General features: G+C 69.9%; 19 protein-coding genes. 9 read left to right on the forward strand and 10 right to left on the reverse strand.

Annotated features, from left to right (window positions below; all coding sequences use genetic code 11):
- Positions 1-59: 59 nt before the first annotated feature.
- From ACZ5MC_RS05500 to ACZ5MC_RS05510, 3 genes are all read right to left on the reverse strand, one after another.
- Positions 60-794: a class I SAM-dependent DNA methyltransferase gene (locus ACZ5MC_RS05500; RefSeq protein ID WP_464517240.1), complete on the reverse strand. Its 735-nt coding sequence runs from the start codon at positions 792-794 to the stop codon at positions 60-62.
- Positions 787-2,226, reverse strand: coding sequence for an aminotransferase-like domain-containing protein (locus ACZ5MC_RS05505; protein WP_464517241.1), 1,440 nt, complete (start codon positions 2,224-2,226; stop codon positions 787-789). The genes ACZ5MC_RS05500 and ACZ5MC_RS05505 overlap by 8 nt, the downstream gene beginning before the upstream one ends.
- Before the next feature lie 112 nt (positions 2,227-2,338).
- Entirely contained in the window at positions 2,339-4,117 is a 1,779-nt protein-coding gene (locus ACZ5MC_RS05510; RefSeq protein ID WP_306599316.1) for a M14 family metallopeptidase, read from the reverse strand.
- A gap of 75 nt (positions 4,118-4,192) precedes the next feature.
- On the opposite strand from ACZ5MC_RS05510, the gene panE reads away from it, so the two are divergent.
- Complete coding sequence (gene panE, locus ACZ5MC_RS05515) at positions 4,193-5,110, forward strand: 2-dehydropantoate 2-reductase (protein WP_306599317.1); 918 nt, start codon at positions 4,193-4,195, stop codon at positions 5,108-5,110.
- A gap of 50 nt (positions 5,111-5,160) precedes the next feature.
- The gene (locus ACZ5MC_RS05520) at positions 5,161-5,793 is read left to right on the forward strand and encodes a PAS domain-containing protein (protein ID WP_306599318.1); all 633 of its coding nucleotides are present in this window, start codon (positions 5,161-5,163) and stop codon (positions 5,791-5,793) included.
- 4 nt (positions 5,794-5,797) lie between these two features.
- Here ACZ5MC_RS05520 and ACZ5MC_RS05525 read toward each other — a convergent pair whose 3' ends face one another.
- Positions 5,798-7,123, reverse strand: a complete 1,326-nt coding sequence (locus ACZ5MC_RS05525; RefSeq protein WP_464517242.1) for an OmpP1/FadL family transporter — start codon at positions 7,121-7,123, stop codon at positions 5,798-5,800.
- Between the two features lie 109 nt (positions 7,124-7,232).
- Here ACZ5MC_RS05525 and ACZ5MC_RS05530 point away from each other — a divergent pair, with 109 nt between their 5' ends.
- Positions 7,233-8,936 carry a serine hydrolase gene (locus tag ACZ5MC_RS05530; RefSeq protein WP_464517243.1) on the forward strand — a complete coding sequence of 568 codons (1,704 nt, stop codon included), beginning with the start codon at positions 7,233-7,235 and terminating at the stop codon, positions 8,934-8,936.
- Positions 8,937-9,272: 336 nt separating this feature from the next.
- Positions 9,273-10,574 carry an IS701 family transposase gene (locus ACZ5MC_RS05535; protein ID WP_306598195.1) on the forward strand — a complete coding sequence of 434 codons (1,302 nt, stop codon included), beginning with the start codon at positions 9,273-9,275 and terminating at the stop codon, positions 10,572-10,574.
- A 123-nt stretch (positions 10,575-10,697) separates the two neighbouring features.
- Here ACZ5MC_RS05535 and ACZ5MC_RS05540 read toward each other — a convergent pair whose 3' ends face one another.
- Complete coding sequence (locus ACZ5MC_RS05540) at positions 10,698-12,257, reverse strand: 4Fe-4S binding protein (RefSeq protein WP_306599321.1); 1,560 nt, start codon at positions 12,255-12,257, stop codon at positions 10,698-10,700.
- 1 nt (position 12,258) lies between these two features.
- The gene (locus tag ACZ5MC_RS05545; protein ID WP_306599322.1) at positions 12,259-13,155 is read right to left on the reverse strand and encodes a DUF362 domain-containing protein; all 897 of its coding nucleotides are present in this window, start codon (positions 13,153-13,155) and stop codon (positions 12,259-12,261) included.
- A 101-nt stretch (positions 13,156-13,256) separates the two neighbouring features.
- Between ACZ5MC_RS05545 and ACZ5MC_RS05550 the strand changes: the two genes are divergently transcribed.
- Complete coding sequence (locus ACZ5MC_RS05550) at positions 13,257-14,183, forward strand: aldo/keto reductase (protein ID WP_306599323.1); 927 nt, start codon at positions 13,257-13,259, stop codon at positions 14,181-14,183.
- A 76-nt stretch (positions 14,184-14,259) separates the two neighbouring features.
- On the opposite strand, the gene ACZ5MC_RS05555 is transcribed toward ACZ5MC_RS05550, so the two are convergent.
- The 3 genes from ACZ5MC_RS05555 to ACZ5MC_RS05565 form a co-directional block, all read right to left on the reverse strand.
- On the reverse strand, positions 14,260-14,703 hold the full coding sequence (locus ACZ5MC_RS05555) for a methyltransferase family protein (RefSeq protein ID WP_464517244.1): 444 nt from the start codon (positions 14,701-14,703) through the stop codon (positions 14,260-14,262).
- A gap of 91 nt (positions 14,704-14,794) precedes the next feature.
- Entirely contained in the window at positions 14,795-14,959 is a 165-nt protein-coding gene (locus ACZ5MC_RS05560) for a hypothetical protein (RefSeq protein ID WP_306599325.1), read from the reverse strand.
- Positions 14,960-15,026: 67 nt separating this feature from the next.
- Positions 15,027-15,230 (reverse strand): cold-shock protein, encoded by a 204-nt coding sequence (locus ACZ5MC_RS05565; protein WP_306599326.1) that lies wholly within the window; start codon positions 15,228-15,230, stop codon positions 15,027-15,029.
- A gap of 250 nt (positions 15,231-15,480) precedes the next feature.
- Between ACZ5MC_RS05565 and ACZ5MC_RS05570 the strand changes: the two genes are divergently transcribed.
- Complete coding sequence (locus ACZ5MC_RS05570; protein WP_464517245.1) at positions 15,481-15,693, forward strand: hypothetical protein; 213 nt, start codon at positions 15,481-15,483, stop codon at positions 15,691-15,693.
- A 3-nt stretch (positions 15,694-15,696) separates the two neighbouring features.
- Here ACZ5MC_RS05570 and rlmF read toward each other — a convergent pair whose 3' ends face one another.
- On the reverse strand, positions 15,697-16,605 hold the full coding sequence (gene rlmF / locus ACZ5MC_RS05575) for a 23S rRNA (adenine(1618)-N(6))-methyltransferase RlmF (RefSeq protein WP_464517246.1): 909 nt from the start codon (positions 16,603-16,605) through the stop codon (positions 15,697-15,699).
- Between the two features lie 209 nt (positions 16,606-16,814).
- Between rlmF and ACZ5MC_RS05580 the strand changes: the two genes are divergently transcribed.
- Genes ACZ5MC_RS05580 through asnB form a run of 3 tightly spaced genes read left to right on the forward strand, consistent with a single transcriptional unit; the run spans position 16,815 to position 20,586 of the window.
- Positions 16,815-17,084, forward strand: a complete 270-nt coding sequence (locus ACZ5MC_RS05580; RefSeq protein WP_306599329.1) for an acyl carrier protein — start codon at positions 16,815-16,817, stop codon at positions 17,082-17,084.
- 13 nt (positions 17,085-17,097) lie between these two features.
- Entirely contained in the window at positions 17,098-18,612 is a 1,515-nt protein-coding gene (locus ACZ5MC_RS05585) for a class I adenylate-forming enzyme family protein (RefSeq protein ID WP_464517247.1), read from the forward strand.
- Positions 18,613-20,586, forward strand: a complete 1,974-nt coding sequence (asnB, locus tag ACZ5MC_RS05590) for an asparagine synthase (glutamine-hydrolyzing) (RefSeq protein WP_306599331.1) — start codon at positions 18,613-18,615, stop codon at positions 20,584-20,586. It abuts the gene before it with no gap.

The following is a 20,586-nucleotide window of genomic DNA, read 5'->3' on the forward strand; positions in this document are numbered from 1 at the left end:
GCCGCATTCCGCCCCGGCATCCTCCCGCAGCGACGGAGGGTTCCGGGGCGGAGCCCTGGTCAGGCCCTGCGCAGCACGTCGATGCGCCAGGGCGCGACCCGGAGCTCGTTGACCCAGCCGAAGGGCTCGTCGGGGCGCCCCAGGGGGCGGTGGGCGAGGACGCGCACGAGGCCGGCCCGGCGGTACAGCTCCAGGTACTCGGCCTCCGGGCAGAAGATGTCCTCCACGGGCCTGGCGTCCGGCACGTCCTTCATCACCGTGAACACGGCAGCGCCCGGCTCCGGGGCCGCGTTGCCGGGGAAGGCCGCGGTGCTGAAGGACGCCCACTCCAGGCGGTAGAGCTCCTCGGAGCTCACCAGGTTCAGCAGGGTCCCTTCCGGTTCCAGGAGTCCCGCCAGCTGGCGGAACAGGCCCGGCTTGGAGCCGGTCCTCACGTTGTCGAAGGTGAAGGCCGACAGGATCCGGTGGTAGCGGTTCCCGGCCAGGGCCGACAGGTCCCCGTCGGGCACCCTGCGGTAGCTGCCCCGGGGGTCCCGGGCCCGGGCCTCGGCCAGCATGGCCTCCGAGAGGTCCGCGCCCTCGGCCCGGAAGCCCAGGTCCGCGAGGAACCGGGTGGAGCGGCCTGCGCCGCAGCCGAAGTCCAGGGCCCGGGCCCCGGGGACGGGCCGCCCGAGGAGGTCCGGCAGGTCCCGGAAGGCCAGGTGGTAGGTGCCGGGAAACTCCAGGGCCGCGTAGGAGGCGGCGCGGAGCTCGTCGTCGTACGCGTTGGCGAAGGTCGTCGCGGATTCATTCATGGCGGAGGGCTCCCAGGGCGCGGCCCAGTCGGGCGATGCCTTCGGTGATCTCCGCCTCGTCCAGGCCGGAGATGGAAAGGCGGAGGAAGGGTTTCCCGGATTCCGGGTCGTTGAAGTAGGACGAGCCGCTGCGGGCGTCCACCCCGTGGGCGTGCAGGGCCGCCTCCAGGCCGGCCGGAGGGGTCCCGTGCAGGGCGAGCCAGATGAGGTAGCCTCCCGAAGGGGCCGTCAAGGTGGCGAGGGCGGGGTCGAGCTCCCGGCGCAGCGCGGCCAGGGCGGTCTCCATGCGGCGCCGGAAGGTGCGGTGGAGCCGCGCGAGGTGCTGGTCGAAGTGGCCCTTGAGCAGGAAGTCCTCCAGGGCGGCCTGGAGGATGGGGGAGGGGCCCAGGTCCGTGGAGCGCCGGAGGCCGGCCAGGGCCCCCAGGCAGGTGGCGGAGCCCGCGAGCCAGCCCAGGCGCAGGCCGGGGGCCAGGACCTTGGAGAAGGTGCCGGCATAGAGCACGAGGCCCGCGCGGTCCATGGACTTGAGGGGCAGCATGGCGCGGCCGAAGTACTTCATCTCCTCCTCGAAGCCGTCCTCCAGGATGGGCAGGGCCAGGCGCTCGCAGAGGGCCAGCAGGCCCTCCCGCTGGGACTGGGGAAGGCAGCGGCCCGTGGGGTTCTGGAAGCTGGGCATGGTGTACAGGAGAACCGGGCGCTCCCGTTGCGCGAGCCGCTCCAGGGCGGCCAGGTCCGGGCCTTCCGGGCCCTCGGGGATGGCCAGGGGCCGCAGCCGGTGGAGGGCCAGGAGGCGGAGCATGTGATCGTAGGTGGGGGCTTCGACCAGGACCGCGTCCCCGGGGCGGGTGAGGGCCCTGAGGGCCAGGTCCAGGGCCTGCTGGGCCCCATGGGTGACGAGGATCTCCTCCGGGGCGGCCTGGACGCCGTGGCGTCCCATGCGCTGGGCCAGCACGGCCCGCAGGGAGGGGAGGCCCCGGGGATCGCCGTAGTCCAGGAGCCGGGCGCCCTCGCGGTGGAGGGCTGCCTTCAGGGACCGCGCCAGGGGTTCCACGGGGATCAGGCGGGGGTCCATCCCGAGGCTGTTGAAGGAAATGAGACCTTCGGGCCGGGGCCGGGGCGGCGGCTCCAGGGGCAGGGTGAGCCGTTCCCGCCACGGGAAGGCCCCCCGCTCCGGGAGGGCGGGTGCCGCGAGCGCTCCCCGCCGCCGGACCCTGGGGACGGCCCCGGGACGCAGTTCCAGCCAGCCCAGGGCCCACAGCTCCTGGTAGGCCGTGGCCACCGTGGACCGGTGCAGGGCGAGGCGCTCCGCCAGATGGCGGGTGGAAGGCAGGGCCTCGCCCGGATTCAGGTGTCCATCCCGGATCAGACGCTGGACCTGGTCGACGATCTGGCGGCCCTTGGGACTCGGTCCCTCCTCCAGTTTCAGCAGCATGGCGCTCCCCCGGACCTCCAGGGTACGTCCGTCTGGCCGCATCGGAACCGTCAGTTGGGATCAATTCCGATCCGGCCAGTTCTAGGAGCCTGTCTACGTAATAGGAGGCCCCCTAGAGGCTCGCGGCCGCCGCGGCGTCGAAGATCCGGCCTACCGGGTAGATCCCCAGGTTCGGATCCCCCCAGGGGGAGCGCTGGTAGAACCAGTTGAGCTGGGCGTCCGGGTCGGCGGCGAAGGCCTTGTCCTCGGCCTTGCGGCGCTCGTAGGCGGCCTTGAGGGCGGGGTCGGCCGCGAGCATCTTCCGGGCCAGGGGCTCGAGCACGTAGCTCTCGCCGTACTCCTTCTGCTCGAAGATGGTGTTGAAGAAGCCCCACCGCAGCAGGCTCTCCTCGGAGGCGGGCTCCAGCAGGTGGACGATGATCCGCGCCAGGCGGTTGCCGGTGGGCACCACCACCGTGCCCGCGGGGAACTCCCGGGTGCCGTCGAACGCCTCCTGCACCAGGCTCTCCACCCGCTGGCGGCCCTCGGTGGGGGTCCGGCGGAAGACCACGTCCCGGAAGCGCCAGCCGGAGACCGGCAGCGTCACGGGCTTCGCCAGGCGGCGGTGGGGGATGCCCTGGGCCTCGATGCGGGCGATGACCTCGGTCCACTCGGGGGGGACGAGGTAGGCCTCGGGCACCCGGGCCGAGGCGGTGACCTTCAGGTGGCCGAAGCGGGGGATCTGGAAGGTCTGGGGGCGCGAGGGGTCGTAGGTGAACCAGTCCCCGCCCGTGAGGTCGCTGGTGGTGCGGTCGTAGGCGAAACCCTTGAAGGCCATGGGCTCGGAGGTGCCGTCGTCCCTGAAGCCCAGGGGCATGGGGACCGCGCGGAAGGCGGCGCTGGCGGTGAAGGCGTCGGCGGCGCGGTTGAGGCGGACCACGGTGTCCCGCTCCCGGGCCACGAGTTCGGACGTGCGCAGCAGCGCCAGCCGGGTGGCCTCCACCCGCACGGCGTAGGGCTTGAGCATGTGGGTCTCCAGGAGGAGTCCCATGCGGTTCTGCGCCGACTGGTACCCCTGGGAGTAGCGGGGGCCGGAAGGACCGATGACGAGGCCGCTGCGGGGGTCGTGCCAGGTGCGGAAGACGATGTACTCGGTGGTGGGCACGCCGTCGGCCTCCAGTCCGGACCGGAGCCCTGGCAGGAAGCTGTCCCGGATCCAGGCGCCCAGACCCGCTTCCAGGAACCAGGTGTCCCCGGGGCCCGCCTCGCGGGCGATGGTGAGGGGATACTGGTAGTCGGCTCCGTCGGTGGCGTGGCAGTCGAGGAAGACGTCCGGGAGCCAGGCCTGGTGCAGCTTCAGCCAGGCCCGCATCTCGGGGGCGTCCGCCTTGAGGTAGTCCCGGTTCAGGTTCAGCCCGGCCGCGTTGCTGCGCCAGCCCATCTCCTTGGGGCCGTTCTGGTTGATGCGGTTGTGCGGGCCGAAGCGCTCGTGGCCGTCCACGTTGAAGACGGGCAGGAACAGGAAAACGAGCCGGTCCAGGAGGGCCCCGTGCTTCCGGTCGACGCACAGCTCCTTGAGGAAGCGCAGCCCCGCGTCCTTGCCGTCGGATTCGCCGGCGTGGATGCAGGCCTGGATCATGACCACCAGCTTGCCCTTGGCCCGGGCGCGGGCCGGGTCGAAGGCGCGGTCCCGGTCCACGATCACCAGGGGCAGGGCGCGGCCCTGGGGGCTGCGGCCGAAGGTGCCCACCCGCACCCAGGGCGAGGCCTTGGCCAGGGCCCTGCATTCCTCCACCGTCTCGGCCAGCCGGGGCGTCTCGAGGCCCCCGGAGCGCTCGAACCGGGTGGGAGGCGGACTCCCGGCGGACAGGGCCGTGACGAGCAGGGCCGAGGCCAGAGTGACGAACCGCATGGGTGCCTCCATCGCAAACCGATGGTTCCAGCGTAGCTCAAGCGCGTCGTATCCTGGGTCGGAGGAGCATCTGTCATGCGGATTCTGATCGTTGGCGCCGGCGGCATCGGGGGTTACTACGGGGGGAGGCTCCTGGAGGCGGGGCGGGACGTCACGTTCCTGGTGCGCCCGGAGCGGGCCCGGAAGCTGGCCGCGGCGGGGCTGTCCATCCGCAGCCCCTTCGGGGACGTCCACCGCAGCGCGCCGCCCACGGTCCTGGCCGGGGACCTGGGGGAGCCCTTCGATCTGGTGCTGCTCAGCTGCAAGGCCTACGACCTGGATGAGGCCGTGGAGGCCTTCGCGCCGGCGGTGGGGCCCGGGACGGCCGTCCTGCCCCTGCTCAACGGCATGGGGCACTTCGACCTGCTGGACAGGCGCTTCGGCGCCGGGCGGGTCCTGGGCGGGTCCTGCTTCATCTCATCGGCCCTGGACGCCGAGGGCGCCGTGGTGCATTTCAACCGCCTGCACGGCCTGGTCTTCGGCGAGCGGAACGGGGAGCGCACGCCCCGGGCGGAGGCCCTGGAGGCCCAGCTCTGCGGGGCCGGGTTCGACGGCCGCCTGAGCGGGGACATCGTCCAGGAGCTCTGGGAGAAGTGGGTGTTCATCGCCTCCGCCGCCGGGATCACCTGCCTCCTGCGGGGCTCGGTGGGCGACATCGTGGCCGCGGGCAACGCCGGCCTGGGGGTGGCCCTGCTTGAGGAGTGCGCTTCCGTGGCGGCCGCCCACGGCCACGCGCCCCGGGCGCAAAGCCTTGAGAAGGCCCGGGCCATCCTCACGGAGCCGGGGTCGGCCATGACGTCCTCGATGTTCCGGGACCTCGAGGCCGGCGGGCGCATCGAGGGCGGCCACATCATCGGCGACCTGCTCCGCCGCGGGGCGGGCCCCCTTCCCATGCTGGCCCTGGTGGACGCGAGCCTGCGCACCTACCAGGCCCGGCGCGCCAGGGAGGCCTAGACCGGGAAAGGACGCCGGGGTACCCTGAAAATTCCAATCAGGAGAAACCCTTGGATGATTCTTTGGTCCAGGAGGACCACGCGGGCCCGGCCGCCCCCAGGCGGCGCATGGACATTCTCGAGGCGGTCCTGGACGAGTCCACGGACCCCATCTTCAACATCCTGGAGGACGGGACCTACCGTTACGTGAACCGGGCCTTCTCCACCCCCTTCGGCCGGGAGCCGGGGCAGGTCATCGGGGGCCGGATCTACGACCTCTTCTCCCCGGACGAGGCCGAGAAGCGCATGACCGTGGTGCGCAAGGCCTTCGCGACGGGCCAGCCCATCGTCTTCGAGGTGCGGGTGCCCACGGCCCAGGGGGACACCTTCTACATCACGTCCGTGAAACCCATCCGCGGGTCCGAAGGCAGCGTCACCTCGGTGGTGTGCATCTCCAAGGACATCACCGAACGCAAGCGGGTGGAGCTGGAGCGGGAGGAGCTCATACGGAACCTGAGGGCCGCGCTGCAGGAGGTGCGGACCCTCTCGGGGCTGCTGCCCATCTGCTCCCACTGCAAGAAGATCCGCGACGACAAGGGCTACTGGACGCAGATCGAGAGCTACATCCGCGACCACTCCCAGGCCGACTTCACCCACGGGATCTGCCCCGAGTGCACCCGGCAGTTCTTCCCGGAAGCCCCCTGAACGGTCAGAACTTCAGGCGCCCCTGCAGGGCGATGATGTCCACCCGGTTGTGGAAGGTTCCATGGATGGTGCCCCGGAAGAAGTCCGGACCGCCCGCGGTCGCCGTGAGGTCGAGGTTGGAGTTCTTCACGAAGAGGCGGCTGTAGCTCACGTCCACGGAGAAGGCCCGGGTGACCGCGTAGCCGGCGCCGGCGGAGGCCCAGGTTCTTTCGGAGTCGGGGATGCGGGGGGTGCGGTAGGTGTCGGTGGTGGGCGTCTGGTCCAGGGCCACGCCGGTGCGCAGCGTCCATGCTCCGCCGGGGCGCCAGGTGAGGCCCAGGGCCAGGAACCAGGAGTCCTTCCAGTGCTCGGGCGTGACCGAATCGGCCTGGCCGGTGGCGAAGGCGATGCGGATCTCCTTGAAGTGCGACCAGAAGGTGCGGGCCGCTTCGGCCTGCAGGGTGAGGGCCGGGGTGGCGTCCCAGGCCGCGCCCAGGGAGGCGGTGCCGGGCTGGTTCGCCATGGGCGTGGCGCCGCCGTTGCGGAAGTTGGCGGCCAGGGCGGCCGGGACGCCCTGGTAGGTCACCTCCCCCTTGAGCTTGAAGTCGATGGCGGACTGGTAGGCCGCGCCGATCCGCACGTCGGCCCGGGGCTCGAAGAGGATTCCCAGCTTGTAGCCGGGGCGCCACTGCTTTCCCTTCACGGTGGCGATGCCGTCCTGGGCCCCGGGCGCGAAGCCTGGGATGCGGTAGGCGGCGCCCACGGCGCCGAAGTCGACGGCATTGCTGAGGGTGGCGTCCACGTGGCGGGCCACCACGGCCGCGCCCACCGACCACTTCGGGCTGATGCGCCAGGCCACGTTGGGAGCGACCTCGACGATGGTCATGGTGGACTTCATGGCGTGGTAGCGCCCGATCCAGTCGGAGCCGTACTCGCTGGTGAGCCCGAAGGGGCTGTTCAGGGAGAACCCCAGCTTGAGGTCGGGGCTGAGGCTCCACAGCGCGTAGAGGACCGGTAGGGCCGCGCTCCGGCCGGCATCGCCGCCGGAGGTGCCGGTGATGGCGCTCCCGCCCAGGGCCGCGGCACGGGAGGCGCTGCCGCCCTCCAGCTTCGCGGAGGGCTGGATCTGGCTGGCGCCGCCCACGAATTCGTTGCCCTGGAAACGGGTCAGGGTGGCCGGATTGAAGAACATGGAGCCGATATCGGTGCCCCCGGCGGAAATGCCCGCGAAGGAGTTCCCCTGGGCGCTGGGGCTCTGCTCCCGCAGCTGGAAGCCCGAGGCCAGGGCCGCGGGCGCCAGGGCAAGGGTCAGGGCGGTGCAGGTCAGGGTGCGGCGCATGGGTTTTTGCATTAGATCCTCATTTTTTTGGCAAGCCACCAGAATACCAAAGGAACCAATCAGGTCACGACTTGAATTCCCGGCGAGCCCGGTACACTGGCCCTACTCCCAGGAGCAAATCATGCCGATCCCATCCCCGTCCGTGGCCGGCCTCATCCTCTGCCTCGCCTTCCCGGGCCTGGCCGCAGGCCTTTCCGACCCGGATCCGGCGGTGCGCTGGAGGGCGGTGGTGGCTCTGGCCGCCCAGGGTGCCGGGGCGGTGCCCGAGGCCGTCCGGGTCCTGGAGACCGGCGACGCCGCGGGCCGGGAGGCCGCGGCCCGGGTGCTGGCGCGGCTGGGCCCCGCGGCCTGTGCGGCGGCGCCGTCCCTGGGCCGGGCCCTGAAGGACCCCGAGGCGCTGGTCCGGGAGCGCGCCGCTCAGGCCCTGGGGGCCCTGGGAACCTGCGCGGCGCCTTCGGCGCGGGCACTGGCGGAGGCCCTGGCCGATGCGGACATCTACGTCCAGGGCCAGGCCGCCCTGGCCCTGGGCAGGCTCGGGCCCGGGGCCGTGCCGGTCCTGGCCGGGGCCCTGGACTCGCCGGAGGCCGCGGTGCGCAAGGGCGCCGCCACCGCCCTGGGATGCCTGGGCTCCGCGGCGGCGCCGGCGGAGCCGGGCCTCGTCAAGGCCCTGGCGGCGAAGGACGGAGCCGAACGCCAGGACGCGGCCTTCGCGCTGGGCGCGGCCGGGGCGGGCGCGCCCGCGCTGCGGGAGGCCCTGGCCGACCCCGACGAGGACGTGCGGTGGGCGGCGTCCTGGGCCCTGGACCGCATGGGGGCGGCGCCCGGCGGCACCGTCGAGACGATCCGGGCGCTGGCGCCGCGGCTGATGAAGGAACTGAAGGTGCCGGGCGTGTCCATCGCCGTGATCCGGGACCGGGAGATCGTGTGGAGCGGAGCCTTCGGCGTCGCGGACGCCCTGGCGGGCACCCCCGCGGCGCGGGAAACCGTGTTCGAGGCCTGCTCCATGTCCAAGCCGGTGTTCGCGTACCTCGCGCTCCTCCTGGCGGACCGGGGCCAGCTGGACCTGGACCGGCCCCTCTGCGCCTACCTTCCCGGGGACGGGCTCCCCGCCCAGGCCGAGTACCGGCTCATCACGGCGCGCATGGTCCTCTCCCACACGTCGGGCCTGCCCAACTGGCGCAAGGAAGGCGAGGAGCGGGAGGGGCCGGTGCCGGTGGCGTTCAAGCCCGGGTCGCGGTTCCTCTACTCGGGGGAGGGGATGTTCCTCCTCCAGCGGGTGGTGGAGCGCATCGCCGACGAACCCCTGGAGCTGCTGGCGGAGCGCATGGTCTTCAGGCCGCTGGGCATGGGCCGGTCCAGCTTCGTGTGGACCCCGGCCGTCGAGGCCTCGCTCGCCGCCGGCCACAAGGCGGACGGGAGCTTCAACGTCCGCTCCCGCTACCTCCACGCCAACGCGGCCTACACCCTCTACACCACCGCGGACGACTACGCCCGGTTCCTGCTGGCCTTCCTGGACCCGGCCAAGGGGGGCCTGTCGGCGGCCGGGCTCAAGGCCGCGCTCACCGCCCAGGTGAAGCTGGACGCCCGGGAGCCCATGGAGCGTCCCGGCGCGGCCCGGGGGCTGGGGGTGGGCTGGTGCCTGGGCTGGTCCGTGAACGCCACCCGGAGGGGGGACATCTTCCACCACTCCGGCTCGAACCAGACCGGCTTCCGGTGCTTCAGCCAGTTCGATCCCGCCCGGGGCACGGGGCTGGTGATCCTGACGAACGGCTTGAGCGGCGGCAGCCTCTGGGTCAGGCTGGTCAGCCGGGTGGGGGACCTCTAGGAGCCTGTCTACGTTATAGGAGGCCCCGCGACGGCGCCCAGAAGCGTGATTATCGAGCGCAAGGCCCGCAGGAGGATTAGGTCAATCCTTCAAGGGACTTGCACACGATAAGCGCGCTTCTGGGCGCCGCCCTTCGGGTGATGGCAGCGGGGCCAGCAACTCTGCGTCAGGCTCGTCAACCGCAGTCCCGCTGCGGCTTTCCTCGCCTTCCTTGATTTGCTAGCCCCGGTGCCATCATCGCGGGGCCTCCTATTACGTAGACAGGCTCCTAGCACTACTGTGTCATAAGTATTGACAGCCTCCCCGCCCTGCCTATCCTATAGGCTAGGGCTACCTATGGTTGAGACTGCCGAAAGCCGTGCGCGTTTCGATGCCTACGCCGGATTACTGGCGAAGGCGGCCGGCCATGCCGATCGCCGTGAGCCAATGGCGCTCTATTGCCAGGGTTTGATCCTGCCCGGGGATCGAAAAAGCGTTGAGCCGATGGCAGCGCGGTTGGACCCGGTGCACGTCCAGGCCCGGCACCAATCCTTGCACCACCTGGTGGCTCAAGCGGGTTGGAGTGATGACGCGGTTCTCCGGGTGGCCCGGGACTATGCTCGCGAAGCCATGGAGATCCAGGGGCCGATTGAAGCCTGGATTGTCGATGACACAGGTTTCCCCAAAAAGGGGACGCACTCGGTTGGCGTGGCCCATCAGTATTGCGGGCCATTCGGAAAGACCTCCAATTGCCAATGCGCCGTGAGCTTGTCCATGGCCTCCCGCTGGAGCAGTGTGCCCGTGGCGTTCCGGTTGTATCTTCCGGAGGCCTGGGCCAAGGACATGGAACGCCGTGCCGAGGCCGGTGTTCCCGAGGCGGTTGTCTTTCAGCCCAAATGGCAAATTGCGCTCGCCCTCATTGATGGTCAGCGCACGGACAAGGAACCTGACCTGCCCGTGCTGGCTGATGCGGGCTACGGCGACATTTTCGGTTTCAGGGAAGGGTTGACGGAACGGCACCTCGTCTACGCAGTGGGGGTCAGCAAAACCACGACCGTCTGGGCGAACGGCAATGGGCCGCTGCCCCCCAGAAAACCCGGCGGAAAGGGACATCCGGCCAAGAGACTGAGGAGGGATGATGAGCATCAGCCCGAGACGGTCAAAGCCCTGGCGGAGGCCCTGCCCAAGGCCGCCTGGGCGAAGGTGCCGTGGGGAGAGGGAACCCGGGGCATCATGGAATCCCGGTTCGCGGCGCTGCGCGTTCGTCCCGCTCATCGAGACAACACTCGAGCGGAAATGCACCCGGAGGAGTGGTTGTTGATTGAGTGGCCCGAATCCGAGCAGGAGCCCACCAAGTATTGGTTTTCGACCCTGCCAGAGGCCACGCCACTCCGGCAATTGGTCCGGGTCACGAAACTGCGCTGGCGGATCGAGCGGGACTACCAGGAGATGAAAGACGAACTCGGCCTGGACCACTATGAGGGCCGTGGATGGCGGGGATTCCACCATCACTTGAGTCTATGCGCCGCCACGTATGCCTTCATTGTGGCGGAACGAAGCCGCCTTTCCCCCCCTACGATCCAATCCATCTTTGGCTTCATTCACGCACCACCCCAGCCCGCCCCCCTTCCCAGAGGACACCGCGCCCTTCCGCCCTGAGCGGCATTCGCCCTATTCCATAACGACGCTACGTCGAAGGCTGGAGCGGATTCTCGTGGGTTCTCTCGCCTACTGTCCGACATGTGGGAAAAACCAAGGCGCCAATATTATGACACAGTAGTGCTAGTACGGGGAGCCGGCGTCCAGCAGCAGCTGGTTGCGCCTGGAGCGGGTCTCGCCGATGGACGTGACGTACACCGCCGGCCTGTCGGAGACGGGGCACTTCGCCTCGCAGATGCCGCAGCCGATGCAGAGCTTCAGGTCCACGTGGGGCTGCTTGACGCGCACGTCCCGGCCGTCCCGGTCCTTCACCGTCACCTCCTCGAACCAGATGGCCTTGGTGGGGGTGGGGCAGACCTCCTCGCAGACGATGCAGGGGGTGGCGTGGGCGTGGGGCAGGCAGCGGCCCCGGTCGAACATGGCCGTGCCGATGCGCCACTCGGCCTTCCGGGCCTGGGTGAGGGTGCGGATGGCGCCCGTGGGGCACACCTGGCCGCAGAGGGTGCACCGGAACTCGCAGTAGCCGCGGGCCGGCACCAGGATGGGGGACCAGATGCCCTCGGCCCCGGCCTCCAGGAAGGTGGGCTGGAGGCCGTTGGTGGTGCAGACCTTCATGCATTCGCCGCACTTCACGCAGCGGGCCAGGAATTCGGGTTCGGGGCAGGCCCCGGGGGGGCGCAGCAGGGCGGGATTGGCCCGGCCGGGATCGAAGGGGGGCGTCGCGCGGGAGACGGCCACGGAGGCCAGGCCCGCGCCCCCGGCGAGGAGGACGTTGCGCCGGCCCAGGTCCAGGGCGGCCGGGGCGGGCCTGCGGGAGAAGCCGAAGGTCACGGCGTTCTTCGGGCAGGCGTCGTCGCAGGCCATGCAGTAGAGGCACTCGCCGGCGTTCCAGGCACCGGCTCTGGAGGCGGCGAGCCCGGCCTGGCAGTCCCGGTCGCAGACCCCGCAGGCGTTGCAGCCTTCGGCCGTCTCGCGCTTCAGGAGGGACCAGCGGCCCAGGAGCCCCAGCAGCGCGCCCAGAGGGCAGAGGTAGCGGCACCAGAAGCGCCGTTCGGAGAGGTTCAGGAGCAGGATGGCCAGGAGCAGGACGGTGAGGAGCGCCCCCTGGGCGAAGTGCGGCTGCTGGTAGGCCAGGAGGGTCCTCTTCAGGAAGCCGAAGGCGGCGTCGGCCACCGCGGTGAGCGGTCGGGAGCCGGTCCGGTACGCGGCGTCCATGAGGCCGTTGGCGGCGGCGTTGAGGGCCGGGTAGGGACCCAGCGACAGATGGCGCACCAGGAGCGAGAGGGGGTCGAAGATCCCGGTGAGCTGGATGCCCACCGCGCTCCCCGCCAGCAGGAAGACCAGCAGGAGGTACTTGGTCCGGAACCAGCCCCGCACGCGCTGGGGGCCCTTCCAGCGCTTGAGGGCGCCCACCAGGTTGTGGAGCGTCCCCAGGGGGCACGCCCAGCCGCAGAAGACCCGTCCCAGCAGCGCGGTGGCCGCCACCAGGACCAGGCAGAGGGCGAAGCCCGCGGCCACGGCCCGGGCGGAGAGGAGGGTGGCCAGGGCCAGCAGGGGATCGAAGTCCAGGAAGAGCTTCGCGGGGTACCCCAGGTGGTCCGCGCCCTTCTGCTCCGTCTGGAGGAAGAGGACGATGAAGAGGAGGAGGAAGGCCCCCTGGGAGACGCGCCGGGCCCAGATCACCCTAGGCCTCGAGCTTCTTCACGACGAGCCTGCCGAGGTCCATGACCCCGAGGCCCCGGCGGGCGCCTTCCCGCACGTAGCCCAGGTCCGCGCCGGTCAGGCCGAAGAGGGTGGCGCCGTAGGCGTCGACGGCGATCTGGTCCGTGCCGGCCACGACCGTGTCGAGGCGCTTGACGTCGGCGAGGTTCCCGCCCACCGGGCCGTGGGCGGTTAGGATGCGCACCGCGTCCAGCACCGTCAGGCAGGGCCGGACGACGGTGGCGATGTCCACCAGGGTCTCGTCCAGGCGCTGGTGGATGCGGCCCCGGTTCTCGCCCATCACGCCCATCCAGTTCTTCAGGGAGAGGGTGAGCCTGCCCAGGCTGTGGTGCTTGGCGATGGGGACGTTGATGAGCTTGTCCGCCTCGAGGACGTCGATGTAGATGGGCCAGGCCTGGATCGCCACGCCCCTGGGGATCTTCACCTCGCGGAAGCGCCGCTCGTCGATGTGGCTCACCTCGGCGCCGGCGGCCCTGGCCGCGGCCTCGATGCCGCTCTGCACGTAGCACCGCCGGGCGTCGTTGCAGGTGCGGTCGAAGACCTTCACGGTCTTCGCGCCGGCCTCCAGGCAGAGGCGCACCAGGGTGGCGACCACCTCGGGGTTGGTGCAGGCGGCCTGTTCCGGGGTCCGGTCCCAGCCGATGTTGGGCTTGACCACCACCACGTCCCCCTTGGCGATGAAGCGCCGGATGCCGCCGAGGGCGTCCACGGCGGCGCGCACGATGCGCTCCGGGGAGGCGCCGTGGGCCACCGCGAGGTCGGGCCTCGGGGCGGGCGCCGCGCGAAGGGGGAGGGCGTCCAGGGCGGCCAGGCCGCCCAGGGTTGCGGCGGAGTCTCTGAGGAAGGCGCGGCGGTCCATGGATCCCTCCGGAGGGGTTGGAACCTGATTTGGGTGGGGATGAGCCATGATATCGCGGGGACCGGAGGGGCCGGGTAGAATCCTGGGTCTGGAGGCAGGCCATGGACTACGGGACGCTGGGCAGGACGGGGCTGAAGGTGTCGCGCATCGCCTTCGGCGCGGGTCCCATCGGGTACCTGGGCGCGAGCGGGGAACAGGCGGGACAGGTGCTCAACCTGCTCCTGGACCGCGGGGTGAACCTCATCGACACGGCGGCGGCCTATCTGGGCTCGGAGGAGCTCATCGGCAGGGCCGTGGGCCACCGCCGCGGGGACTTCGTCCTGCTCTCCAAGTGCGGCCGGAAGGTGGAGGGGATCGAGGGGGAGGACTGGTCGGCGAAGGTCGTCGCGGCGACCGTGGACCGGTCCCTGCGCCGCCTGGGCACGGATCACCTGGACGTGATGCTGCTCCATTCCTGCACCCGGGAGGTGCTGGAGAAGGGGGAGGCCCTGGGGGCCCTCCTCCGGGCCCGGGAGGCCGGGAAGATCCGCTTCGCGGGCTATTCGGGGGACAACGACGCGGCCGCCTTCGCCGTGGGCCTCCCGGGGGTGGACGTGCTCATGTGCTCGGTGAACCTCTGCGACCAGGTCAACCTGGAAGGGGCGGTTCCCGCCGCCGCCAGGGCCGGCACGGGCGTCATCGCCAAGCGCCCCGTGGCCAACGGGGCCTGGAAGCCCGCCGAGGCCCAGCAGGGCATCTACCGGGACTACGTGAAGCCCTACGCGGAGCGGTTCGCAGCCATGGCGCTGGACCCGCGGGAGCTGGGCTTTGAGGGGGAGGACCCCTGGATGGAGATCGCCCTGCGCTTCACCCTGGCCCAGCCCGGGGTCGACGTCGTCTCCATCGGCACCACCCGCCCGGCCAACGCCGAGGCCAATCTCCGCCTCCTGGAGAAGGGCCCGCTGGACCCGGCCGCGGCGGAGCGCATCCGCGCCGCGTTCCGGAAGGCCCGGGGCCGCGCCTCCACGCCCTGGCCGGGCCTGACCTGATAAGGTCGCCCTGGAACGGAGACCGACCACGTGGACCTCCGGCAGCTGCATGCCATGGCCACGCCCCCCAGAACCCCTAGATCCAGCGCCTCACGCGCCGGGTGTAGCCGGTGTAGCCCTCCCCGAAGATCCTCTGGAGCCGCGCCTCCTCGCCGGGAATGATCAGCCGGTCCAGGAGCGCCGCCAGCACCGGCACCAGGACAAGCACCCACAGGGAATCCAGCAGGAGGGCGAAGCCCGTGAGCAGGATCACCAGGCTCAAATACATCGGGTTGCGGGTGAAGCGGTAGGGACCGTCCTCCACCATGGCGGTGGGGGTCCCGTGGGGTTCGGGCGTCGTGCGGTGGCGGCGGAAGGTGAGCAGGGCCCAGGCGGCCAGGACCAGGGGCAGGACCAGGAGCAGGATCGTGAGCGGAGTCCGGAAAGGGAAGGGGCCCAGGTTCAGGGGGTGGAACCTTCCGGCAGCCCAGCCAGCCAACAGGCATGTGGAGAAGAGGATCGGCGGCAGCGGCGGTCTCATGGCGGTCCCCTTGAAGGTTCGACAGTCTAACGGAGGAAGGGCCACCACCGGGAACTTCCCGGCGGCGGCCCTTCCCGCGATGTTCGCTGGCTTATTCCTGGACCGGGGCGGTGTCCTGCCCCTCTTCCGGAACCTGGGCCTCGCCTTCGGCGGGGGCCAGATCCTTTTGCAGCTTCTTGGCACGCTTCTCTTCCTGCTTGCGCTGCCTGTCCAGGTCCTTGAGCCGCTTGTCGCGCTGGTAGTTCACTCTGGCCATGGGGACTCCTGAAAAAAACAGGCCCGCCACCTGTAGCAGGGGCGGGCCGGAACCGGATTACGCCGGACTAGAGCTTGGTGACGTTGATCGCCTGGGGGCCCTTCTGGCCCTGTCCGCTCTCGAAGCTCACGCGCTGGTTCTCGTCCAGCGTCTTGAAGCCCGAACCCTGGATGGCGGTGTGATGGACGAACAGGTCAGCGCCACCACCATCGGGGGTGATGAAGCCGAAACCCTTTTCAGCGTTGAACCACTTAACAGTACCTTGAGCCATTGGAGATCCTGAAGTTGTCTCGAATTTAAGCGCTGTGTGCGAGTCGAGACAGTGGCCGGCCCAGCGTAGATTACCCACGACGTATGGATTCTCTAGGATCATCATGACGTACTTCCACCGCGAAACCAGAAATTCGTACCGGATTTTGCAATTATTTTTAACCACTACATCTGAAGAAGGTTAGATGTCCCTGGTTTTTTGCGGGGATATCCGGATGCGGGGGACTATCCTTCCAGCAAAGGAAGCCCCCATGACCGATCCCCGGGAAATCTCCCTTCCAAGGCCCACCGTGCCCGCCTGGAACCTCAAGCGCGTGGAGCACTACGCGCTGATCATGCTGAACAGCATGGCGGCCGGCGGCAGCTCGGGCCTCAGCGACGGCGACATCGACTTCGCCATCGACGTGGCCGAGCGCCTGGCCCGCAAGCTTGCCGAGCGCGGACACATCCAGGCACACGAATAGGCTTCAGAAGCCCCAGGCGACGATCCGGCTGCGCTTCTGCCCCTGGCTCATCTCCACGACCCGCACCCGGCCCGCCCCGGCCCTGCGCAGGGCGGCCTGAACCGGGGGGAGGCTGGCGGACTTGGACAGGAGGCTGGTGAACCAGCGGCAGCAGTCCGGCCGCTCGGCGCTCTCCTCCACCATCCGGCCCACGAAGGCCACCTCCCCGCCCTCGCACCAGAGCTCGGCCCCCTGGCCCCCGAAGTTCAGTACCGGCGCGGAGGACCGTCCCAGGTTGCGCCACTTGCGCTGGGTCCCCTCCCTTGCCTCGGCCGGGGAGCCGTGGAAGGGCGGATTGCACATGCAGGCCTCGAACGTCTCGCCCGGCAGCACGACCCCGGCCAGGATCCGCCGCGGGTCCTTCTGGAGGCGGAGCTCGATCGCGTCCTCCAGGCCCGGGTTGGCCGCGAGGATGGCGCGGGCGCTGGCCAGGGCCGCGGGGTCGATGTCCGTGCCCAGGAAGGTCCAGCCGTACTCCCGGTGGCCCACCAGGGGATAGATGGCGTTGGCCCCCACGCCCACGTCCAGGATCCGGATCCCGGGACCCCGGGGGGGGGACCCGCCCGTGGCCAGGAGGTCGGCCAGGTGGTGCAGGTAGTCGGCCCGCCCCGGGACGGGGGGGCACAGGAAGCCTCCGGGTAGATCCCAGCCCCGGATCCCGTAGGCCGAGGCCAGGAGGGCCCGGTTCAGGGTGCGCACGGCCGCGGGGTCCGCGAAGTCGATGGTGGGTTCCCCCAGGGGATTGGGCCGGAGGAAGGGGGACAGCTCCGGGCAGGCCTCCACCAGGGCCGGGATGTCGTAGCGTTCACGGTGGCGGTTTCGGGGATGGAGCCCCGGTTTGACACCGGTTCCAGGGACGGTCTTTCGAATCATGGGCGGGGTCTCGAGGTGGGCGGTCCGGAGGGACCCTGGTGGGGGATCACCTCCGCCCAACCTTAACCAGATAGATGGGCTGGTTGGGAATTCCCTGCATCGGGCATGTTGCAAGGGACCGAAGTTCGGATAAACTGTGAACGAGATAATACCAGCAGTTCATATGCAAGTTGGCCCGTCAATCACCCGCCCTGCTGAGGGGATCACGAATGGCTTTGGACACGACCTCTGTTGCTCCGAAGATCCGCGAGTACATCGCGAGAAACTTCCTCTTCAGCGACCAGGGCTACGGCTACGGCGACGAGTCCTCGTTCCTCGAGGAGGGGATCATCGATTCCCTGGGGATCATCGAACTGGTCTCCTTCGTCGAGAAGGAGTTCGGCATCTCCGTGAGCGACAGCGAGCTGCTGCCCGACAATTTCGATTCGGTGGCGAAGCTGAGCGCGTACGTGGCGGGCAAGTCGCTAAAGGCCTCCTGAGGGGGGCGCGCCCATGCTGGTCCATCAATTCCTCTCGGCTGCGGCAGCCCGCCTACCTGACAAGGTCGCGCTGGTGTGCGGCAAGCAGCGGGTCACCTACGCGGAGCTGGAGGAGATGTCCAACCGCCTGGGCCGTGCCCTGACGGAAGGCGGCGTCGGCCGGGGGGACCGGGTGGCCATCCACCTGCACAACTCGGTGGAAGCGGTGGCGGGGATCTTCGGGACCCTGAAGGCCGGCGGAACCTTCGTCTTCATCAACGCCTCCACCAAGCTGGACAAGTTGAAGTTCATCCTCAACAACTGCCGCGCCTCGGCGCTGCTCATGGACGAGCGGGTGGTGGGCTTCCAGGACCTCTGGTCCGACGTCCCTTCCCTGATCCTGGGCGTGTCCTGTTTCTCCACCCGCGCGGCGGAGGGCCGCGTCCGGACCTTCGAGGAGATCCAGTCGGAGGCCTCCGGGGCGCCCCTGCCCATCGTCAACATCGATCTGGACCTGGCCTGCCTGGTGTACACCTCCGGCAGCACCGGCGAGCCCAAGGGCGTCATGTGCGACCACAGCAACGTGGACTTCGCCTCGACCTCGATCATCACCTACCTGGAGAACCGCGAGGAGGACGTCGTCCTGGGCGTGCTGCCGCTCTCCTTCGACTACGGCCTCTACCAGCTCCTGATGACCGTCAAGTTCGGCGGGACGCTGGTGCTGGAGCGCAGCTTCACCTATCCTGCCCTGATCCTCCAGCGGATCCAGGAGGAGCGCGTCACGGGCCTCCCCGGCGTGCCCACCATCTTCGCGATGATCCTGGCCCTGGACCGCAGCTCCTTCGACCTCTCCAGCCTGCGCTACCTCACCAACACCGCAGCGGCGCTGCCGCCCAGCCACATCCAGGACCTGCGGGCCGCGTTCCCGGGCACCACCCTCTATTCGATGTACGGCCTCACCGAGACCAAGCGCACCCTCTACCTCCCGCCTTCGGAACTGGATGCCAGGCCCGGCTCGGTGGGCATCCCCATCCCCGGCACCGAGGCGTGGCTCGAGGACGGCACGGGCCGGAGGCTGGGTCCGGGCGAGACCGGCGAGCTGGTGGTGCGGGGCCGCCACGTGATGCGGGGCTACTGGGAGGCCCCCGAGGCCACCGCCCGCCGCTACCGGCCCGGCCCGATCCCCGGCGAGCGCCTCTGCTACTCCGGCGACCTCTTCCGGACGGACGGGGACGGCTTCTTCTATTTCGTGGGCCGCCAGGACGACATCATCAAGAGCCGGGGCGAGAAGGTCCCGCCCAAGGAGGTGGAGAACGTGCTCCACATGCTGCCCGGGGTGCTGGCCGCCGTGGTGGGCGTTCCCGATCCCATGGCCGGGCAGGTGATCAAGGCGTGCGTCGTCTGCACGGGCGCCAAGCTGACGGAGGCCGAGGTCATCGCCCATTGCCGCCGGCATCTGGAGGACTTCATGGTGCCGAGGTACGTCGAGTTCATGGCGGAACTTCCCATGACCTCCTCCGGGAAGATCAGCAAGCTCGGGTTGGTCTAGATGTGCGGCGTGGTCGGCTTCTGCGGCCTGGGGGCATCGGCCCCGGCCGAGGCTTCGGTGCTGCGCGCCATGCTGGGGACCATCCGCCACCGCGGCCCCGACCAGTTCGGCATCTACCTGGACGGCCGGACCGGCCTGGGCAACGCCCGGCTCAGCATCATCGACCTGAGCACCGGCCAGCAGCCCATCTCCAACGAGGACGGGACCCTCTGGATCGTCTTCAACGGCGAGATCTTCAACCACCCCGAGCTCCGCGAGGAGCTGGAGGCCCTGGGGCACCGCTACGCCACCTCCTGCGACACCGAGACGGTCCTCCACGCCTACGAGGAGTACGGCCCCCGGTGCCTGTCGAAGTTCAACGGCCAGTTCGCCATCGCCATCTGGGACACCGTGAAGCGGACCCTGTTCCTGGCCCGGGACCGCCTCGGGGTGCGGCCCCTCTTCTACGCCGAGGCCGGGGGAAGCCTGGTCTTCGGCTCGGAGATCAAGGCCGTCCTCGCCCACCCGGCGGTGGCGGCGGAGGCGGATCCCGCCGCCCTGGACGAGATCTTCACCTACTGGAGCACCCTGTCGCCCCGCACCTTCTTCAAGGGCGTGCGGGAGCTGCCGCCGGGCAACTTCATGCTGGTCAGGGACGGCCGCGTGGCCATCGAGCCCTGGTGGGAACTCACCTTCCCCGAGCCGGGCCCGGTCCGGTCCGTGGAGGACTGCGCCGCCGAGCTGCGGGAGCTCCTCATCGACGCCACCCGGCTGCGCCTCCGTGCGGACGTGCCCGTGGGGGCCTACCTCAGCGGGGGGCTCGATTCCTCCACCATCACGGCCATCATCCGCACCTTCACCACCAACCCGCTGGAGACCTTCTCCATCGCCTTCGACGACCCGGCCTTCGACGAGAGCGGCTTCCAGGCCAGCATGGCGAAGTCCCTCGGGACGAACCACCACGTGGTCCGCGCGAGCCACGCCGACATCGGGCGGATCTTCCCGGAGGTCGTCTGGCACGCCGAGACGCCCCTCATGCGGACGTCCCCGGCGCCCATGTTCCTGCTTTCGGGGCTCGTGCGGCGGAAGAACTTCAAGGTCGTGCTCACCGGCGAGGGCGCCGACGAGTTCATGGCGGGCTACGACCTCTTCAAGGAGGCCAAGATCCGCCGCTTCTGGGCGGCCCGGCCCGATTCGAAGATGCGCCAGGACCTGTTCAGCCGCATCTACCCCTGGATCGCGGGCCTCACCAAGGGCAACGCGAACTACGCCTCGGCCTTCTTCGGCATGGGCCTTTCCGAGACGGACGCCCGGGACTATTCCCACGCCATCCGCTGGCGCACCACCTCCCGGGCCAAGCGCTTCTTCAGCGCCGGCTTCCTGGAGCGTGCGGGAGGGACACGCGGCCCCGCCTACCCGGACGGCTTCGACGGGTGGGACCCGCTCCACCAGGCCCAGTACCTGGAGATATCCATCTTCCTGTCCCAGTACCTCCTGTCGTCCCAGAGCGACCGCATGGCCATGGGCCATTCCGTCGAGGGGCGGTTCCCGTTCCTCGACTACCGCATGGTGGAGTTCTGCAACCGCCTCCCCCCCGCCCTCAAGCTCCAGGGGCTGACCGAGAAGTTCCTGCTCAAGGAGGTGAGCCGCGAGTGGCTGCCCCCGGAGATCACGGACCGGCCCAAGCAGCCCTTCCGGGCCCCCATCCAGCGGGCCTTTTTCGGCGATTCGGCGCCGGACTACATGGAGGAGCTCCTCTCCCCCGCCGCCGTCGCCGATACGGGGTACTTCAACCCGCGGGCCGTGGAGCACCTGGTCACCAAGCTCAAGCAGGGCCACGCCCACAGCGAGACCGACGACATGGCCCTGGCCGGCATCATCTCCACCCAGCTTCTTCACCGCCAGTTCCTTTCGGGCTTCAAGCCCTCCCCCCCCCTGGACGCCTCCGACGACGTCAAGCTCGTCGCCGGGCCCGGGGCATCGCAGCAGGACTGA

It is taken from the genome of Mesoterricola sp. JemC181, from assembly GCF_055384585.1.

What these genes read in the sequence shown, in the direction of transcription:
- ACZ5MC_RS05500 (WP_464517240.1), bottom strand. Translation starts at nt 794, where the DNA reads ATGAATGAATCCGCGACGACCTTCGCCAACGCGTACGACGACGAGCTC.
- ACZ5MC_RS05505 (WP_464517241.1), bottom strand. Translation starts at nt 2,226, where the DNA reads ATGCTGCTGAAACTGGAGGAGGGACCGAGTCCCAAGGGCCGCCAGATC.
- ACZ5MC_RS05510 (WP_306599316.1), bottom strand. Translation starts at nt 4,117, where the DNA reads ATGCGGTTCGTCACTCTGGCCTCGGCCCTGCTCGTCACGGCCCTGTCC.
- panE (WP_306599317.1), top strand. Translation starts at nt 4,193, where the DNA reads ATGCGGATTCTGATCGTTGGCGCCGGCGGCATCGGGGGTTACTACGGG.
- ACZ5MC_RS05525 (WP_464517242.1), bottom strand. Translation starts at nt 7,123, where the DNA reads ATGCAAAAACCCATGCGCCGCACCCTGACCTGCACCGCCCTGACCCTT.
- ACZ5MC_RS05530 (WP_464517243.1), top strand. Translation starts at nt 7,233, where the DNA reads ATGCCGATCCCATCCCCGTCCGTGGCCGGCCTCATCCTCTGCCTCGCC.
- ACZ5MC_RS05535 (WP_306598195.1), top strand. Translation starts at nt 9,273, where the DNA reads ATGGTTGAGACTGCCGAAAGCCGTGCGCGTTTCGATGCCTACGCCGGA.
- ACZ5MC_RS05545 (WP_306599322.1), bottom strand. Translation starts at nt 13,155, where the DNA reads ATGGACCGCCGCGCCTTCCTCAGAGACTCCGCCGCAACCCTGGGCGGC.
- ACZ5MC_RS05550 (WP_306599323.1), top strand. Translation starts at nt 13,257, where the DNA reads ATGGACTACGGGACGCTGGGCAGGACGGGGCTGAAGGTGTCGCGCATC.
- ACZ5MC_RS05555 (WP_464517244.1), bottom strand. Translation starts at nt 14,703, where the DNA reads ATGAGACCGCCGCTGCCGCCGATCCTCTTCTCCACATGCCTGTTGGCT.
- ACZ5MC_RS05560 (WP_306599325.1), bottom strand. Translation starts at nt 14,959, where the DNA reads ATGGCCAGAGTGAACTACCAGCGCGACAAGCGGCTCAAGGACCTGGAC.
- ACZ5MC_RS05565 (WP_306599326.1), bottom strand. Translation starts at nt 15,230, where the DNA reads ATGGCTCAAGGTACTGTTAAGTGGTTCAACGCTGAAAAGGGTTTCGGC.
- ACZ5MC_RS05570 (WP_464517245.1), top strand. Translation starts at nt 15,481, where the DNA reads ATGACCGATCCCCGGGAAATCTCCCTTCCAAGGCCCACCGTGCCCGCC.
- rlmF (WP_464517246.1), bottom strand. Translation starts at nt 16,605, where the DNA reads ATGATTCGAAAGACCGTCCCTGGAACCGGTGTCAAACCGGGGCTCCAT.
- ACZ5MC_RS05580 (WP_306599329.1), top strand. Translation starts at nt 16,815, where the DNA reads ATGGCTTTGGACACGACCTCTGTTGCTCCGAAGATCCGCGAGTACATC.
- ACZ5MC_RS05585 (WP_464517247.1), top strand. Translation starts at nt 17,098, where the DNA reads ATGCTGGTCCATCAATTCCTCTCGGCTGCGGCAGCCCGCCTACCTGAC.
- asnB (WP_306599331.1), top strand. Translation starts at nt 18,613, where the DNA reads ATGTGCGGCGTGGTCGGCTTCTGCGGCCTGGGGGCATCGGCCCCGGCC.